Source organism: uncultured Streptomyces sp. (assembly GCF_947488945.1).
Taxonomy (GTDB): Bacteria; Actinomycetota; Actinomycetes; order Streptomycetales; family Streptomycetaceae; genus Streptomyces.
This window is the reverse complement of sequence record NZ_CANLBS010000007.1, coordinates 338,361-354,098: the sequence shown is the minus strand read 5'-3', so window position 1 is coordinate 354,098 and position 15,738 is coordinate 338,361. Positions and strand designations below refer to the sequence as shown.

General features: G+C 69.0%; 18 protein-coding genes. 14 read left to right on the top strand and 4 right to left on the bottom strand.

All coding sequences use genetic code 11. The features are described 5' to 3' along the window. Positions 1-16: 16 nt before the first annotated feature. The 8 genes from Q0994_RS14430 to Q0994_RS14395 are packed head-to-tail and all read left to right on the top strand — an operon-like array spanning position 17 to position 6,759. A complete protein-coding gene (locus tag Q0994_RS14430) occupies positions 17-868 on the top strand; it encodes a class I SAM-dependent methyltransferase (protein ID WP_299534066.1) in 852 nt (283 codons plus the stop codon). Next, the gene (locus Q0994_RS14425; RefSeq protein ID WP_299534065.1) at positions 865-1,626 is read left to right on the top strand and encodes a phosphotransferase; all 762 of its coding nucleotides are present in this window, start codon (positions 865-867) and stop codon (positions 1,624-1,626) included. The genes Q0994_RS14430 and Q0994_RS14425 overlap by 4 nt, the downstream gene beginning before the upstream one ends. Continuing rightward, the gene (locus Q0994_RS14420; RefSeq protein ID WP_299534064.1) at positions 1,623-2,279 is read left to right on the top strand and encodes a histidine phosphatase family protein; all 657 of its coding nucleotides are present in this window, start codon (positions 1,623-1,625) and stop codon (positions 2,277-2,279) included. Before Q0994_RS14425 ends, Q0994_RS14420 begins: the two co-directional genes overlap by 4 nt. Further along, the gene (locus Q0994_RS14415) at positions 2,276-3,112 is read left to right on the top strand and encodes an aminoglycoside phosphotransferase (RefSeq protein WP_299534063.1); all 837 of its coding nucleotides are present in this window, start codon (positions 2,276-2,278) and stop codon (positions 3,110-3,112) included. Before Q0994_RS14420 ends, Q0994_RS14415 begins: the two co-directional genes overlap by 4 nt. A 35-nt stretch (positions 3,113-3,147) precedes the next feature. Beyond that, complete coding sequence (locus Q0994_RS14410) at positions 3,148-4,146, top strand: NAD(P)-dependent oxidoreductase (protein ID WP_299534062.1); 999 nt, start codon at positions 3,148-3,150, stop codon at positions 4,144-4,146. 31 nt (positions 4,147-4,177) lie between these two features. Next, the gene (locus Q0994_RS14405) at positions 4,178-5,299 is read left to right on the top strand and encodes an adenosylhomocysteinase (protein ID WP_299534060.1); all 1,122 of its coding nucleotides are present in this window, start codon (positions 4,178-4,180) and stop codon (positions 5,297-5,299) included. A gap of 6 nt (positions 5,300-5,305) precedes the next feature. Further along, positions 5,306-5,857, top strand: a complete 552-nt coding sequence (locus Q0994_RS14400; protein ID WP_299534059.1) for an NUDIX hydrolase — start codon at positions 5,306-5,308, stop codon at positions 5,855-5,857. Then, complete coding sequence (locus Q0994_RS14395; RefSeq protein ID WP_299534058.1) at positions 5,794-6,759, top strand: 3-deoxy-manno-octulosonate cytidylyltransferase; 966 nt, start codon at positions 5,794-5,796, stop codon at positions 6,757-6,759. The genes Q0994_RS14400 and Q0994_RS14395 overlap by 64 nt, the downstream gene beginning before the upstream one ends. Before the next feature lie 66 nt (positions 6,760-6,825). On the opposite strand, the gene Q0994_RS14390 is transcribed toward Q0994_RS14395, so the two are convergent. The 3 genes from Q0994_RS14390 to Q0994_RS14380 are packed head-to-tail and all read right to left on the bottom strand — an operon-like array spanning position 6,826 to position 9,729. Continuing rightward, on the bottom strand, positions 6,826-8,004 hold the full coding sequence (locus Q0994_RS14390) for a cytochrome P450 (protein WP_299534056.1): 1,179 nt from the start codon (positions 8,002-8,004) through the stop codon (positions 6,826-6,828). 4 nt (positions 8,005-8,008) lie between these two features. Then, positions 8,009-9,190 (bottom strand): MAB_1171c family putative transporter, encoded by a 1,182-nt coding sequence (locus Q0994_RS14385; protein ID WP_299534055.1) that lies wholly within the window; start codon positions 9,188-9,190, stop codon positions 8,009-8,011. Beyond that, positions 9,187-9,729, bottom strand: coding sequence for a regulator component (locus Q0994_RS14380; RefSeq protein WP_299534054.1), 543 nt, complete (start codon positions 9,727-9,729; stop codon positions 9,187-9,189). Before Q0994_RS14380 ends, Q0994_RS14385 begins: the two co-directional genes overlap by 4 nt. 345 nt (positions 9,730-10,074) lie before the next feature. On the opposite strand from Q0994_RS14380, the gene Q0994_RS14375 reads away from it, so the two are divergent. Beyond that, a complete protein-coding gene (locus Q0994_RS14375; protein WP_299534053.1) occupies positions 10,075-10,917 on the top strand; it encodes a helix-turn-helix domain-containing protein in 843 nt (280 codons plus the stop codon). 42 nt (positions 10,918-10,959) lie between these two features. On the opposite strand, the gene Q0994_RS14370 is transcribed toward Q0994_RS14375, so the two are convergent. Then, positions 10,960-11,406: a Secondary metabolite protein gene (locus Q0994_RS14370; protein WP_299534052.1), complete on the bottom strand. Its 447-nt coding sequence runs from the start codon at positions 11,404-11,406 to the stop codon at positions 10,960-10,962. Positions 11,407-11,846: 440 nt separating this feature from the next. Between Q0994_RS14370 and Q0994_RS14365 the strand changes: the two genes are divergently transcribed. The 5 genes from Q0994_RS14365 to Q0994_RS14345 all read left to right on the top strand — a co-directional run bounded on the left by Q0994_RS14365 (position 11,847) and on the right by Q0994_RS14345 (position 15,647). Next, entirely contained in the window at positions 11,847-12,173 is a 327-nt protein-coding gene (locus Q0994_RS14365; protein WP_299534051.1) for a transcriptional regulator, read from the top strand. Between the two features lies 1 nt (position 12,174). After that, the gene (locus Q0994_RS14360; protein WP_299534050.1) at positions 12,175-13,194 is read left to right on the top strand and encodes a hypothetical protein; all 1,020 of its coding nucleotides are present in this window, start codon (positions 12,175-12,177) and stop codon (positions 13,192-13,194) included. After that, positions 13,194-13,898, top strand: coding sequence for an ATP-binding protein (locus tag Q0994_RS14355; protein ID WP_299534049.1), 705 nt, complete (start codon positions 13,194-13,196; stop codon positions 13,896-13,898). The genes Q0994_RS14360 and Q0994_RS14355 overlap by 1 nt, the downstream gene beginning before the upstream one ends. 118 nt (positions 13,899-14,016) lie before the next feature. Further along, entirely contained in the window at positions 14,017-14,583 is a 567-nt protein-coding gene (locus tag Q0994_RS14350; RefSeq protein ID WP_109180474.1) for a WhiB family transcriptional regulator, read from the top strand. Then, entirely contained in the window at positions 14,580-15,647 is a 1,068-nt protein-coding gene (locus tag Q0994_RS14345; protein WP_299534048.1) for a DUF2637 domain-containing protein, read from the top strand. The genes Q0994_RS14350 and Q0994_RS14345 overlap by 4 nt, the downstream gene beginning before the upstream one ends. Positions 15,648-15,738: the final 91 nt, after the last annotated feature.

Below are 15,738 nucleotides of genomic sequence, written 5' to 3'. Positions count from 1 at the left end.
GGTCAGGGGGTGCGGCATGAACGAGCCCAACCCGTTCCTGGACCCCGTCCGGCAGCCGGAGCTGTACGGACACGCCTCGCGGCTGGCCGGGCGGACCAGCGCCCTGATGCGCGCCAAGACCGCCGGACACCCGGTGCCCGAGACCATCGTCAGCCTGGTGCAGACCCATCACGCCCGGCCGGACCGGCTCGGCGCGGTGCTCGACATCGGATGCGGTCGCGGCACGAGCAGCCTCATCCTCGACGAGCAGCTCCAGCCCGAGCGCGTCGTGGGCCTGGACGCCGCCCCCGCGCTGCTCGCACAGGCGCGCGAGCGCGCCAAGAACCTGCCCGACAGCACGGTGGAGTTCGTCGAAGGCGACTTCCACGACCTCCCTCTGCCCGACAGGTCGAGCGATGTCGTCGTCGCCGCGTTCTGCCTCTACCACTCGCCGCGCCCCCAGGACGTCGTCGGACAGATCGCCAGGGTCCTCGCCCCAGGTGGTGTGGCCGTGCTCGTCACCAAGGGCCTCGACAGCTACCGGGAGATGGACCAGCTGGTCGCCTGCGCCGGTCTCGATCCGCGTGCCGCCCAGCACGAGAGCCTGTACACCGCAGCCCACAGCGACAGCTTGGCCGACATTGCCGCCTCCTCGCTCGACGTGATCGCCGTCCTGGACGAGGAGCACGTCTTCACCTTCGACGGCCACGACCACTCGGCGCAGTACCTGGCCACCAACCCCAAGTACGACCTGGCGCCCGGCTTGTACGGCAACCCCGGTGCCTTGGCGGCGGCCCTGCACGAGTTCCTTCCCGACCAGCCGCTGACCACCCGGTCCCGGATCACCTTCGTCGTCGCCCAGCCGAAGGATGAAGGAGAGCCGGCATGAGCCCCGCCCCGTTCACCAAGCACTACGCGGAACCCGAGCGCGCGGCGGGGGCGGTGCGCCACTACTGGTGGCTCACCGCGCACGCCAAGCCGCTGCGGCAGCCGGCTCTCCACACTGCCGGGCCGCAGTCCCTGACGTTCGAACGGATCGAGGGCCGCCCCGTGCGCCCCGAGGACCTTCCGCGCGTGGCGGAACTGCTGGGCCATGCCCACGGTGCCGCCTGGGCCAGCGAGCTGCACTCCGCGTCGCTGGACACCCCGCACCACTTCAAGGACGGCACGCAGTTCGACGACTACCTCGGTCCCCGGAGGGTCGCTCTGCGGCGACGCCATGAGCAGGGCTACCTGCCGAGCAAGACGGCACTGCGCGCGATGCTCGGCCTGCTGGAAGCGACCGCCGAGGGACCTTGCGCCTTCTACAAGGACAGCAACCCGCGGAACTTCATCATCACCAGCACGCAGGACATCGTCGCCGTCGACACCGACGACCTGTCCCTCGCCCCGATGGGCTACGACCTCGCAAAGCTCGTCGCGACGCTCCACCTAACCTACGGGCCGCTCACGGACCAAGCCGTCACCACCGCCCTGCTCGCCTACAACGCGGCAACCCGACGCCACGACGCCCGGCTGGGCACGACGGACCGGGGCCAGCTCGACAGCTTCCTCGGCCTGCACGCCGTGCTCACCGCCCCATACGTCGGCCGCAACGGCTACCACTACAGCCTGCCCCTCCGTTTCACCCACCGAGGAGCCTCATGATCATCACCGAACTCGTCTTCGTCCGGCACGGCCAAGCCCAGTGCAACGCCGACGGCCTCGTCGGGGGCCCGCGCACCTGCACCGGCCTGACCAACCTCGGGTACGCCCAAGCCGAACAGGCCGCACGCCGCCTGGCTACCGAGCACCTGAAGAAGCCCTTCGACGTCATCTACACCGGCCCGCGGATCCGCCTCGTCCAGACCGGCGAGATCATCGCCCAGACGCTCCAGATTCCCGTGCACCACGACGACCGACTCGATGGCCCGGCCCACGGCGACGCCGACGGCCGGCCATGGGACGCGGTGAAGACGGCCGCCGACGGCGGGCCGCACGCCCACCCCGACACGCCCTGGGCCAACGGCTCCGACACCTGGAATGGGTTCCTGGAGCGCTCCGGCAGGAACCTGAGCCAGCTCATCGAGGAGAACCACGGCAAGCGCGTCGTCTTCGCCGCCCACGGGGAGACGGTGATCACCGCCCACACTCTGCTGCTCGGCATCCCGATCGGCTCGCCGGCCGGATTCACCCACAACCACGCCTCCATCACCCGCTGGCAGCACCACCGCAATCGCCTGGGTCAGACCCGCTGGATGCTCGACCGGCACAACGACACCGAGCACCTCAGTCTCCTCACGCCGGAGCCGACCCCGTGATCGCGACCTCGCGCGACCCCCGGATACAACTGGCGCGCCTCCTCCTCGGCGCAGTCGACATCGCAGCGGACCCCGCGCTCCCGCCCCGCGTTGTACGCCTGGTAGCCGGCGACGGGCGTCAGTTCATCGCGAAGCAGCACGCGGAGCGAGACCGCTACGTCGGAGAACTCCGCGCCTATGGGGCGTGGGCCACCCATCTGACCGGCCAGGCACCGGAGTTGGTCGGCCGGAATGACGCCACCCGCACCCTGCTGCTCACCGCACTCGCAGGCGACCGGGCAGACACCTTCGCTCCGGGCTCGCCCGAGGAGGAGCTTGCCCACCACGAGGCCGGGAACGTGCTGGGCAAGCTGCACCGGGCCACGGCCATGCCCCAGGGCGGTGCCGTCGGCGCCTCGCTCGCCGAGCGGTTCCAGGGGTGGATCGACCGGGCCGTCCACGCCGACCTGCTCGACGCGGCCGAGGAGAACCTGCTGAAGCACCACTCGGTGATCCTGGGCGCCAGCCACATGGACAGCGCGATCTGCCACCTCGACTACCAGCCGCGCAACTGGCTGCTCGGTGACACATTCGGCGTCTACGACTTCGAGCACATGCGACGCGACGCCCGGGTCCGCGACTTCGCCCGGCTCGAATTCCGACGCTGGCAGGCCGCACCCCACCTCCGCACCGCCTTCTTCGACGGCTACGGGCGCCCGCCGAACGACACCGAACGACGCCTCCTGGAGTCTTTCGGCGCCATCGAGGCGGCCACAGCCCTGGTCAAGGGCCACCAAGAGAACGACGCCGCCCTCAGCGCGCACGGCAGAACCGTCCTGTCCCGGCTCACCTGACCTACCCCTTCGACGACACCTCTCTGGAGATCCCCGTGCCACAGCACGAGCAGACCCCGACCAACGCTGTCCTCCGACGAACCGTGGTGACCGGCTCCGCCGGATTCATCGGCTCCCATCTCGCCCACGCCCTCGTCCAAGCCGGCACCACCGTGATCGGCGTGGACCGCCGAGACCCGTCCACCGACCCGACGGCCGCCGCCAACCTCGCCGCGCTACGAGGACGCCCGGGATACCACCACGTCACGGCCGACCTCCTCCACTGCGCCATCGATCCCCTTCTGATCGACGCTGACGCGGTCTTCCACCTCGCCGGCATCCCCGGCGTGCGGCCCTCCTGGGGACCGCAGTTCGGCGACTACCTCGCGTCCAACGTGCTGGCCACCCACCGCGTCCTCGAAGCCTCCACCCGGATCGGCGTCCCCCGACTGGTCGTCGCCTCCTCTTCCAGCGTCTACGGTCCGACCGACGGCGACGCTAGCCTCGAGACCGACCGCCCCAATCCCGCCTCCCCGTACGCCGTGACCAAACTGGCCGAGGAGCAGCTCTGCCTCGCCTACGCCGAGCGCCCCGGCGGCCCCAGCGTCGTCGCCCTGCGGTACTTCACCGTTTACGGCCCCCGGCAGCGCGCCGACATGTTCACCCACCGCGCCCTGTACGCCGCCCTGACCGGACAGCCCCTGCGCCTGTACGGAGACGGCCACCAGCGCCGCGACTTCACCTACATCGACGACGTGGTCGCCGCCACGATTGCCGCCGGCGTCGTCCCGAACGCTCACGGCCCCATCAATGTCGGCGGCGGCTCGAACGCATCGCTGCTGGACGTGGTCAACATCGCCAACAGCCTCACCGGCCGCGAGATCCAGCTCCACCAGGACCACGTGCGCAACGGGGACGTTCTCGTCACGCGTGCCGACCCCAGCCGTGCGGGAGAGGTCCTCGGCTGGCAGCCGCGCGTCGACCTCCACAGCGGACTGCGCGCGCACATGCAGGCTCTGGCCGCCCCGGTGCCGGACTACAGCCGGGCCGCGTAGCCCTACGCCTCGGAACCCGAGAGGAGTGCCCATGGAAACCCCCGAGCGAGCACGGCTGGATGCCTTCTTCCGGAGGATCACCGTGCAGTTCCCCGCCGAGCAAGCGATCACGACGCTGGTCATCACCCACCTGCTCCCGGAACGACCGGCGTTCTTGCACGCCATGACCGCGGTGTCCACGATCGGCGCCGTCCTCCCCAAGCCCCGGTCGATCCACCAGCCGACCCTCGACACCGTCCGCCGCACCCTGCCCGTCCACGACCTGAGCCGGGAGCGGTTCACCGACGAGACCCAGGCCCTGCACTACCTGGAGGACACGGCCGGCGGCCAGGACGTCGTCTTGGCCGACGTCGGCGGGTACTTCGCGGCCAGCCTCGACACCCTCGTGAACAAGTTCTCCGGCCGCATCCTCGGCGTCGTCGAGGACACCGAGAACGGACACCAGCGGTACGCCGCTCTCGGCTCGCTGCCGTGCCCGGTCGTGTCCGTGGCCCGCTCACCGCTCAAGGACTGCGAGGACCACCTCGTCGGCCGGTCCATCGTGTTCTCCACCGACGCCCTCGTCCGCGCCCGCGGGGACATCCTCACGAGCCGCAGCGCCTGTGTCATCGGCTTCGGCAAGATCGGCCGCTCGATTGCGCAGACCCTGCGCGCCCAGGACCTGCGCGTCACCGTGTACGACAACGACGCGGTCAAGCGGGTACAGGCGCACGCCCTCGGCTTCCGCACCAGCTCGTCTACCACCGAGGCCGTCCACGACGCGGAACTCGTCCTTTGCGCCACTGGCAATCTCGCCCTCCGGCACGAGGATTTCGCCGCCCTGCGCAACGGCGCGTACCTCGGATCGGTGACCTCTTCCGAGGACGAACTCGAACTCAGCAGCCTTGATGACCTCTACGAACGCCAGCCCGTGGGACCGCAGTTGACTCGATACGAGGTCACTGGCCACTACTTCTACGTCCTCGCCGACGGGGGCGCCGTCAACTTCGTGCACGGCGCCGCCGTCGGCACCTACATCCACCTCGTCCAGGCCGAGATACTCGCCGCCACCGCCGCACTCAGCCACGCGCGACTCCAGCCCGGACTGCACGAGATGCCGGCGGCCGACCGCGACACCATCGCCAGAACCTGGCTCCGCCACTTCGAAAGGTGATCTCGTTTGCCACCCTCCACCGAACACATTCGCGCCGTCACCGAGGCGTACCTCGCCCGCCACCCGGACGAGCGCACCTCCCTGACGATGCTGTTCGCCGCGCTCGCCGGCGCGGACGATCCCACCAGCCGCAAGACCTTCCCCGCTCACGTGACCTGCAGCGCCATCCTCATCAACGATGAACGGCACGTGCTCCACATCTTGCACAAGGCATCAAGGGAACTGCTGGCGCCCGGCGGGCACAACGAACCGTCCGACCAGCACCTGCGCGACGCCGCCCTGCGCGAACTGCACGAGGAGGCCGGCATCCCGCCCAGCGCCGTCGTCCCCCTCGCCGACCACGAGGACATCCCCCTCGACATCGACGTGCACGCGATCGACGCGAACCCGTCGAAGCACGAGCCGGCCCACCACCACGTGGACTTCCGCTGGGCCTTCCACCTCGGGGCCGATCATGCGGTGACGCTGCAGGAGGAGGAGGTCGACGGCTACCAATGGCGGCCGTTCGCGACCACCGCCTCACCCACCATCCGCGCCAAGCTCGCCCAGCTCACCTGAAGCCCCCCGAACCCGACCACCAGGAGGACGCCGTGGCCGCCACCACAGCCCGACCGACCACCGCCGAACGGCGTCGGCACATCGCCGTCATACCCTGCCGCTGGGGTGCCTCCCGCTTCCCCGGCAAACCACTGGCCCTCCTCGGCGGCATGCCGCTGCTCTGGCACGTCCACCAGCGCTGCCTGGAGGCCAAACGCCTCGACGGAGCCATCGTCGCGACGGACGACGAACGCATCGAAGCAGCGTGCCGCGAACTCGGCATCGACAGCATCCGTACCGGGGAGCACCTCACCGGCACCGACCGCGTCGCAGAGGTCGCCGAACGCCTGCCAGCCGACGGATACATCAACGTCCAGGGCGACGAGCCGTTCATCTCGCCGACCGCCATCAACGACATCTCCGAGGCCCTGGAATTCACTCCGCCCGGCACCTGCGCCGTGAACGCCTACACTGAGCTGGTCGACGTCGGCGCCGTCCTGGACCACAACGTCGTCAAGGTCGTCGTCACGGCCCGCAGCGAGGCCCTCATGTTCTCGCGCCAGCCCATCCCATACCCCAGGGGCGACCGGCCGAAGTACCTGCGCCAACTGGGCCTCTACGGCTTCACAGGCGAGGCTCTCCAGCACTTCTGTCGGCTCCAGCAAGGACCCCTGGAGCGTGCCGAAGGAGTAGAGATGCTGCGTTTCGTCGAACACGGCCACGCCGTACAGATGGTCTCTGTCCTGGACGACGGTGTAGCGGTAGACACCCCTGAGGATCTGACGCGAGCCGAGCGCTTCCTCGATCAGCTCGACGGAGCGGTTCATAGGCGTGGGACCGTACGGCCTTCTGCACGGTGGGACGGAATCACCTCATCCGCGACTCGTGTCCGATCTTCGGAAAGCCCCCGCTCTCACTCCTAGCGAACAGCAGCTCCGGGGCCTGACTACTCGCCCCCAGAGCGGCTCACTCGCTAAGCGACCCTCGGGCTAATTAAGGACGGGAAGCGAGGTCAGACAGCGTACAAGACGGGCGTGCCGCCACTGAAGCTGGTCGGGCGGTACGGCGAGCCGGAGGCCCGGGAACCGTGTCAGTACCGCGCGCAGCGCGATTTCGGCCTCGGCCTTGGCCAGGGGAGCGCCGACGCAGCGGTGGATACCGTGCCCGAAGGCGAGGTGGCCGGCAGCGTCCCGGTTCGCATCGAGCAGGTCCGGTGACGGGAACCGTTCCGGGTCGCGGTTGGCGGCTCCGAGGGCGACCAGCACCGGTGCGCCTGCCGGGATGCCGGTGTCGCCGAGCGTGATGGCCTCCGTGGTGTACCGGAAGGTGGCCGTGCTGACGGGGGAGTCGAATCGAAGTAGTTCGTCCAGCACCGCAGGGATGTCGTTTGGGTTCTGGCGGAGGCGGTCGAGTTCGGCCGGGTGCTGGAGCAGGGAGAGGGTCGCGTTGCCGAGGAAGTTGGTGGTGGTCTCGTGACCGGCCACGAGTAGGAGCACCGCGAGGGAGACCAGTTCCTCCTCACTGAGCCGGTCGTGGCCGTCGCGGGCCGAGATGAGGCGGTCGAGGAGCGAGTTGCCGGGGTGTCGGCGCTTGGCGGCGATGAGGTCTGTCATGTAGTCGGCCAGGGAGTGCGAGGCCGCGTCGATGACCTCTGGCTGTCCGGCCGCGAACAGTTCGCCGGACCAGCGCTGGATGTCGGGCCGGTCTTCGTCCGGTACTCCGAGGAGTTCGCAGATCACGATGACGGGTAGCGGGACGGCCAAGCCTGTCACGAAGTCGAAGGGCTCACCGACAGGCCACTGGTCCAGCAGGTCGTCGGTGACCCTGGCGATGAACGGGCGCAGTTCCGCGACCGCCCCGGTCGTGAACGCCTTGGTGACCAGCTTGCGCAGCCGGGTGTGCTCGGGCGGGTCGCTCGACAGCATGTTGTGCGCCACCGCGGGGTGGAGGCGCCGCTTTGATTCCTTGTCCGCAAAGAACGCGGAGGTGTCCTTCGAGAGCCGGGCGTCGGCGAGCGCTTCCCTGGCTTCGGCGTATCCGGTGACCAGGTAGCTGAGGCGCCCGCCGGACCCGCTGGGTACGGCCTGTACTGGGCATGCCGAGCGCATGGCCGCGTAAGTGGGGTAGGGGTCTTGGAGAAAGCGGGGGTCCTGAGTCGGGTCGGTCATGTCTTCAGGTTCCAATCGTTCGTGGCCGGCCGTCGACGCCGACACGCCCGACGTGGGCGTAGGCGTCGGCCACCAGGAGAAGCCACTGTGTGTCGGCCCGAAGATCCTCGCGGGCGGCGGCGTCTACCGACGGAGGTGCGACTTCGTCCGCGTACCGGCCAGCCTTCGAGTCTGCCAGTGCAGCTCGAACCACAGCCGCCTCCACAGCGGCGGCGCCCTGCTCGGTAGCGGTGTGGAAGTTCGACGCCGCGCTCTCCTGCACCCTGCGCGACCGGTACGGCCGGAGGGCGAGGATGCCGTCGCTGATCTCGATGACGCGCCGCTGCAGTCGGAAGTCGGAGTCGTCGGAGATGCCCTCGATGTCCTCGGCCGGCGACAGGACGATCTGCGGCATCGCGGTTGACAGGTCCTGCCAGAGGGGGCGGAGCGTCTCGAAGGACCGGGTTTCCCAGCGACGTCGGCGGGCTTGGTTGATCGGGTAGAGGACAGCAGGCCACGTAAGGCCGAGGCAGATCAGTAGGACGGCGATTGCCGGGGAGGTGACGCTGAAGGCGCACGTCGAGGTCACGAGCGATGAGCACTGCGCGTGCGTTTCGTCGCCCAGTCCCAGACCGAGGCCTACGATGCGCGTCAGCTTGTAGACGACGTAGACGAGAGCGAACACGCAGCCTGCCGCCGCCACCCGCAACCCGCCCCGGATGCTGTCGCGCCGAGTTGCTTTCGACTGGCGTACGGCCTGCCTCAGGAAGTCGACCACGGAGAACCCGAGGAAGGAGGTATAGGGGAGTAGGTAGAGCGCGTAGACCTGCGGAGAACGAGCTGTCAGCTGCTCGTAGGCGAACAGCACGGTCATGGTGACGACCGACGCGGTGAGCAGAGCGAGACGGACCCGGATGCGTTGCCGCGCCTCGTAGGGTTCGAGGTTGAGCTGGAAGGAAACGGCCAGGACCGCTGTGGCGGCACCCAGAGAAGCGCAGTTACTCAGCAGTCGGCCGACGTGCGGCACGATCGACTCCGCGACGTTCCTGAGCAGCGGCGCATAGGAGGCGAAGGCCATGGCGAAGGAGCCGAGAAGCGCGCCCATGGCCGACGTACCGGTCGGCCGGGGCGTTCCGCGTCCGAGCACCCAGTAGCCGGCTATGGACGCGAGCAGCAACGCCATCCCGAGGAAGACAGCATTCGTCATGCGCGGAGGCGACCTCTCCTGACGGGCTGGGCGAAGAGAGCTTCCCAGCTATCCGGGCCCCTCTCGGGGCGGTGTGGAGGGGCCTCGCGTTCGCGGTAGATGCGTTGGCGGACGACCGTCGCCATCATCTCCGCCTCGCGCTCATCAGCAGTCGAGTAACTCGTCCGCCCGGACATACGCATCACCAGCGTCGGGTTGACCCCCAGGGAGCGGGCCGTGTCCGCGTTGACCTCCAGGCTTCCCGGATGGTCGCAGTACACGTGGCACAGCTCGTGCGTGAGGATGTGCCGCTGGTGGTGGACGGACGTGCCCTCCTCGTAGAAGAGGAGATCGGCGTCCGGGGTCTCGATTCTCATTCCGCACGGCGCTTCGACCGCGCCGAGCGTGCTCAGCGGCTGCAGGACGATGGGCTTCCCGCGAAGCTCGGCTATGGCCTCGCTCAACTGGCGGGTGGTGAATCGGTGCGGCAGACGTAGGAGGTCGATCTGCTCTTCGCACGATGCGCGCAGTCGACGCGTGTCGACTTCTGGCAAGGACACGGTGCTCCCCTTCGGCCTCGGCGGTGCGTCAACTTGTGGGTGGACGGAAGCCCCGAGGATGCCAAGAGAAGGCAGGAACTCACTCTTCCTGGAAGTGGCAGTTCCGATTACGCATGGTGATTGACGGAGGGGGGGTGAGCCTTCCCGGTCGCACCTCCTCACCGTTGGCCGGAAACGCAGGGGGCCGGTGATTCGGGTGTGAGGCGGTTCGCACTCTGAGTAGTTGATTACTTGATTATCCGTTATGTCTGACTACGCTGAATGACTGAACCATGATCGACTGGATGGGAGGTTGGACGCCCTATGGTGCATGTCACCCGGTGAGCGCATCCTAGGCTCGCCCTTATGGACGTGCGGGGCGGGCGGGTCGCGGGTGGCGAAGGTGGCGGCGAGTCGCTGCCTGAGCTGCTGCGATCGTGGCGGCGGCGGGTGAATCCCGATGAGATCCCCGGGTTGGCCTCTCCGGGCCGTAGGGCGAAGGGTCTGACGCAGCGTGACGTGGCTCGGCTGACCGGGGTGAGTGAACGCTGGTACGGGGCGCTGGAGCGGGGCATGGAAGCCAAGTACTCCGCTGACTTTCTCGATCGACTCTCGTCGGTGCTGGGGCTGAGTCGCGCTGAGCGCGATGCCCTGTACCTGATGGCGGTGGGCCATCCGCCGGTGGTCGCCGCGGTTCCGGAGGCCGGTGCGGCGGCGGAGATGGACGAGCTGCTGCAGCGGTTTCTGGACGGCCAGGCCCCCGATCCCGCCTTCGTGACGGACCTCGCCTGGAACGTGATCGGCTACAACGAGCCGCTGCTGGAGTGGTTTCCGTGGGCGGCTCACCAGGCGAATCAGATGCGGTGGGCGTTTCTAAGTCCGGAGGCCCGCGAGCAGCTCGTGAACTGGGAGCAGGACTGGGCTCGCTCCTACCTCGGCCAGATTCGCTACGAGCGCGCCCGCCATCCGGACCACGAAGCGCTGCAACAGCTGGAGCGCGACATCCTCACGAGTTCCCCGGCCGCACGGCGGATGTGGGACCGCCGCGAGGTGGTCGAACACGCCGACGGAGACCTGCGTAGGCTTCGACTTCCCCACCATCGGGGCCGAGAAGTCGGCGTACGGATCCTGGCCCTGCGGCCCATGCGCAGCGACCGTCTCCGGGTGATCGTGCTGATGGAAGCAGACTCTGAACCTGCCGAGAGGTGAGCGAAGGGAGCGGTGCGCGCTGCTCGGTGTGCGGCCAAGTCCTTACTTGTCGTCGAGCAGTCCCGACGCTTCCGCCTCGTCGGGCATTCCTTCCAGTCGTCGGGCCTGGTCGATCACGGTGTTCACCATGTTCAGGCTCGAAGCGCTGAGACCGTTCGCGCGCAGGGCGACCCGGCGCACCCCCTGGTCGCGCATGGCGGCGACCAACTGGATCTCGGCACGCTGGCGCTCCGCCTCCTCCTCGTCGAAGAAATAGCCCGGGTTCACGCCGAAGAAACCGGCCAGCGCACGGATGGTCTGCATCTTCGGGTTCGAGTTGGTGCCGGTTCGGAGCTGCTGGATGGCGCTCGCGGAGATGGTGACGCCAGAGGTGTCACGGATGCCCTGTGAGACCTCCGCGTAGGTGTACGGGCCGCGGCCCTTCGGGTGCACCTCTCGGAACAGGTAGTCGAGCAACTCCGAGAAGGTGCGCTCGCGCGATTCGGTCATCTCCAGATCTCCGTCATGGCGGCCATCATATCCACCTCAGTGGTGATCAGGGTCGGCCAGGTCCAGCGTCTCGCCATTGCAGTTGACGAGATGGCGTAACTGCAATGTACGTTGTCCATCGAAAGCATCCATTGCAGTGTTCCGCTGCTGGTGGGGGCAGGTCTATGGAAGCTGGACTTGGGCCGAGGGGCGCCATATGGTCTTGGTGCCTACAGGCGGAGATCACTGGCTGACGGAAGAGGCGGGAAGGGAAGGAGACGAGCACGCGCGGGTCATGACGACCGCAGGGTGCACAGGGGTGGATGAGACCGGCGCCCGGGAGCTACCAACTCCCGAGCACCGGGCCGACACCCCGAGGGGTACCGATCCACATCTCGCGGGCGGCGGGGCTTTTGCACGAGAACCGCCGCACCGCGTTCCTACGAACAACGGAGTATCACATGCTCGCCACGCCGAGCGTCAACCCGGCCTGCCCGGATACCCGACGACAGCACCGTCTCGCTGCTCAGCTCGCAGAGATGATCCCGGGCGCGGCCACGATCCGAGTCAGCCTCACCGACCCGAGCCGGGCGTGGCCCCACCCGCGTGCCGCTTTCCGGGACGAGGGCGGGAAGGCCCTGGAGGTGAGCCGGACGACGGCGACGGTCGCCGCCCGCTGGATCCTGCGGGTCTGGCCGGAGGCGGACTGGACCCGGCCGCACACCTTCGACATCCAGCGCGCCGCCCTCACTTGCAGCGACCTGATCGCCGCCGGTCGGAGCCGCTGACATGGCCCGGATACGCACCATCAAGCCGGAGGCGTTCTTCTCCGAGTCGCTCGCCGAAGTGAGCGTCGAGGCCGAGCGGACCTTCTTCGGCCTCCTCACGCAGGCCGACGACCACGGACGGCACCGCGACAACGCCGCGATCATCGCTGGGCTCCTGTGGCCCCTGCGCGCCGAGCACACCTCGGTCCACGTCGAGGACGATCTCCACCAGCTCGCGAGCGCCGGCCTGATCTGCCGGTACACCGGCTGCGACGGCCGCCGCTACCTCCACATCGTGACCTGGTCCGAGCACCAGAAGATCGACAAACCGAGCCAGTCTCGCCTGCCATCGTGCCCGCAGCACCAGGCTGCCGGCCGGTGCGGCCCCTGCAAGGGCAACTGCACCAAGCAGACCGAGGGCTCGCCCACCACTCCCGGAGGACTCGCCGAGACCTCGCCGAACGCTCCCCGACCCCTCGATCTGCCCGCCCAGGCAACCTCGACGTCTCCCGGGCACGCCATCGTGTCCCCGGCCGACCGGCAGGCAGCCACCGACCACCTGGTCGACGTCCCTGGCCGCTCCGGATCGGAAACACCAGGTCAGGAGGCATTCCCTGAGGATTCCTCGAACCCTCCCCGAAGCCTGCCCGAAGGCTCGGCGCCTGGATCTAGGATCTTGGATCCTGGATCTCTTGTCCCTACGGGGCGCACAGCGCCCGCAGCCGGCATCTCCGCCAAGGACCTCGTCGGGGAGTACGTCGCCGGGTGCGACCAGCGTCCCCCGAGCGACGTGATCGGGCACCTCGGCCGGATCATCAAGAAGCTCTTGGACGAGGGCATCGCACCGGCGCACATCCGAGCCGGGCTGGCGAACTTCACGGCCAACCCCAAGCACCCGAGCGTGCTGACCAGCATGGTCAACGAGGCGATGAACGCTCGCCCCGGCGGTTTGGCGCGGCCGGGAATCCGGCCTAACGTGCCCGCCCACCAGGCGTGGACCAACCCGGCCAACGCTTCTGCTGCCTACGCCGAGGAGCTGTGATGCACACCCGTCACCGCGAACCCCAGCTCCTCGGCAACGAAGCCACGCTGGAGCGCATGGTCCGGATCCTGGCCGCCCGCAACATCGACCCGGCAGACGCCGCGCTGCCGGACGACGCCGAGCCCTTCTCACCGCTGGACGCTCTGCTCGCCGGGATGCCCCCGCGCTATCAAGCGGCTGTCGCCGACCACCCCACGGTCCTGGAGTGGGTCCGGAAGGTCACCGACGCGGCCGTCGCCCCCAGCCGAGGAGCCCGACGACAGGTCACCACCGGCCCTAGCTTGCTGATGGCCGGGGTCGTCGGCGCGGGCAAGACGCACCAGGCGTACGGCGCGGTCCGAGCGCTGGTGCAGAGCGGGGTCGGCGCGCGCTGGCGGGCGACCACCGCCGCCGACCTCTACGCCGATCTCCGCCCCCGGCCCGGGGTCGACAGCGAGCGGGAGCTGGCGGCCGTCAGCCGGTGCCCGCTGCTGATCATCGACGACCTCGGCGCGGCCAAGGCGAGCGAGTGGGTCGAGGAGATCACGTACCGGCTGATCAACCGGCGGTACAACTACGAACTCCCCACGCTGGTCACGACCAACCTGGCGATCAAGGACCTGCGTTCCTACCTCGGGGACCGAGTCGCCAGCAGGCTCGCGCAGATGACCACCCGAGTCGAGTTCGAGGCCGTCGACCGCAGACGCCACAGCGCCGCCGCCTGACCCTCCACAGGCCACCCCGCCAGACCGCGCCCTCGCACCGCCGTCCCCCCGGGCACCTACCGCCAGCGCACCTCTCCGCCGACGCCTCTGCGCGCGGAGAGCGATCGGAGCACCCCGCATGACCAGCACGATGAACGGCCCCGCCCAGCACCGTCAGCTCGGCGACCAGACCTGGCAGGCCGACGCCGTCTGCCAGAGCACCGAGTACAACCCGGTGGACCCCGAAGTCTTCTTCCCCGAACCCGACGAGACCGCCAAGATCGCCACGGCCAAGGCCCTGTGCGGCCAGTGCCCGGTCCGGCGCACCTGCCTGGACGCCGCTCTCGAAGGGGGTGACACCGACGGGATCCGTGGCGGCCTGACGGAAGAGGAGCGCGGGCCGCTGCACGACAAGCTCGCCAGCCGCCTCGACTACAGCCGCGTCAATGCCACCATCGCCGGACGCGACGTGCACCTCACCCATACGGAGCGCCGCGCGGTCGAGTACGCGGCCTACCGCCATGGGGTGAGCGAGCAGCGCCTGGCCTGGCTTCTGAAGGTCACCGAGGAGCACGCCAAGAAGCGGTACCGCGAGATCCGCCGGGCCGAGCGCAACCGAACCCTGAACCAGCCCACCACGAACACCACACCCCCCGAGACCAGCGGCGAGCGCCTGATCCGCGACGACTTCGGGACGGCGGCATGAACATCGCAAGCGCGTCGAAGACGGCGCACATATCCGGGTGGGACCGCGCGGCTGTCGTGGCGCTCGGGGGCGCGGGGTGCGCGCTGTCGTACGACGCCCTGCAGCAGATGGCCGTGGCCATCCACATCCGAGGCTTCCTTACCTACCTGTTCCCCCTGGTGATCGACGGGTTCATCGCCTACGGCATCCGAGCCCTCCTGGTCCTGCGCAACGCACCACTGCGCGCCCGGCTCTACGTCTGGACGCTCTTCGGCACGGCCACCGCCGCCAGCATCTGGGCCAACGCACTCCACGCGGTGCGCATCAACCAGGACACGGTCGCCGGCACCGGCCTCCAACTCGGTGACGCGGTGGTCGCGGTGCTCTCCACCATCGCCCCGCTCGCACTGGCCGGAGCGGTCCACCTCTACATCCTCATTGCCCGGGGCCCGGTCGAGGACTCTGGCCGGCAGAACCTCGGTCAGCCCGGTCACCTCGATGAGACCGACCGCAGCGACGCCATCGAGGTCACCCGGACCGACCGAGCCGGTCAGCAGCGGTCAGCGGCCGGTCAGGTCAAGTCCGGTCAGTCGGTCACCGCTCTGACCGACCGGCTGCCGCTGTCCCCGACCGACGAGGACACCGCCGCCCGGTCAGTGACCGGAGACTCGACCCCGGCGACCAGCGGCCAGTCGGTCACCGACCACCACAACCGCAGCCACGGTGCCCCTGACCTGCCGGGACAGGCGGACAAGGGCCGGAGGGTCACTGACAGCCCCAGCAGTACGGCCCCGGTCGGTGATGACCAGGACAGCCCGGCGGCGGTCAGTGCCCCGCCGGTCACCTCACCGCCGGTCACTGACCGGGCCGCTCGGTCGACTGGTGACCGGCGTCCTGACCCGGACACCGAGGAGCTGCTGGCGATCGCCCGGTCGGCGGTCAGGGCCGAGGACAAACTGACCCGCAAGGTGGTCGCCCAGGCGATCCGAGGTCAGCAGATCCCGCTGTCCAGCGACACCCTGACCGCGCTGATGGCTCAGCTGCGCGAGCAGCACCGCCAGCCGGTCACTTCCTCCCGGCCCTGACCGAACCTCCACGGAGTGGGTGACCGAACCGGTCACCCCGGCCGGTCACCCACTCCGCATGTCACCGACACACCCCGCCACAGCAGAAGCG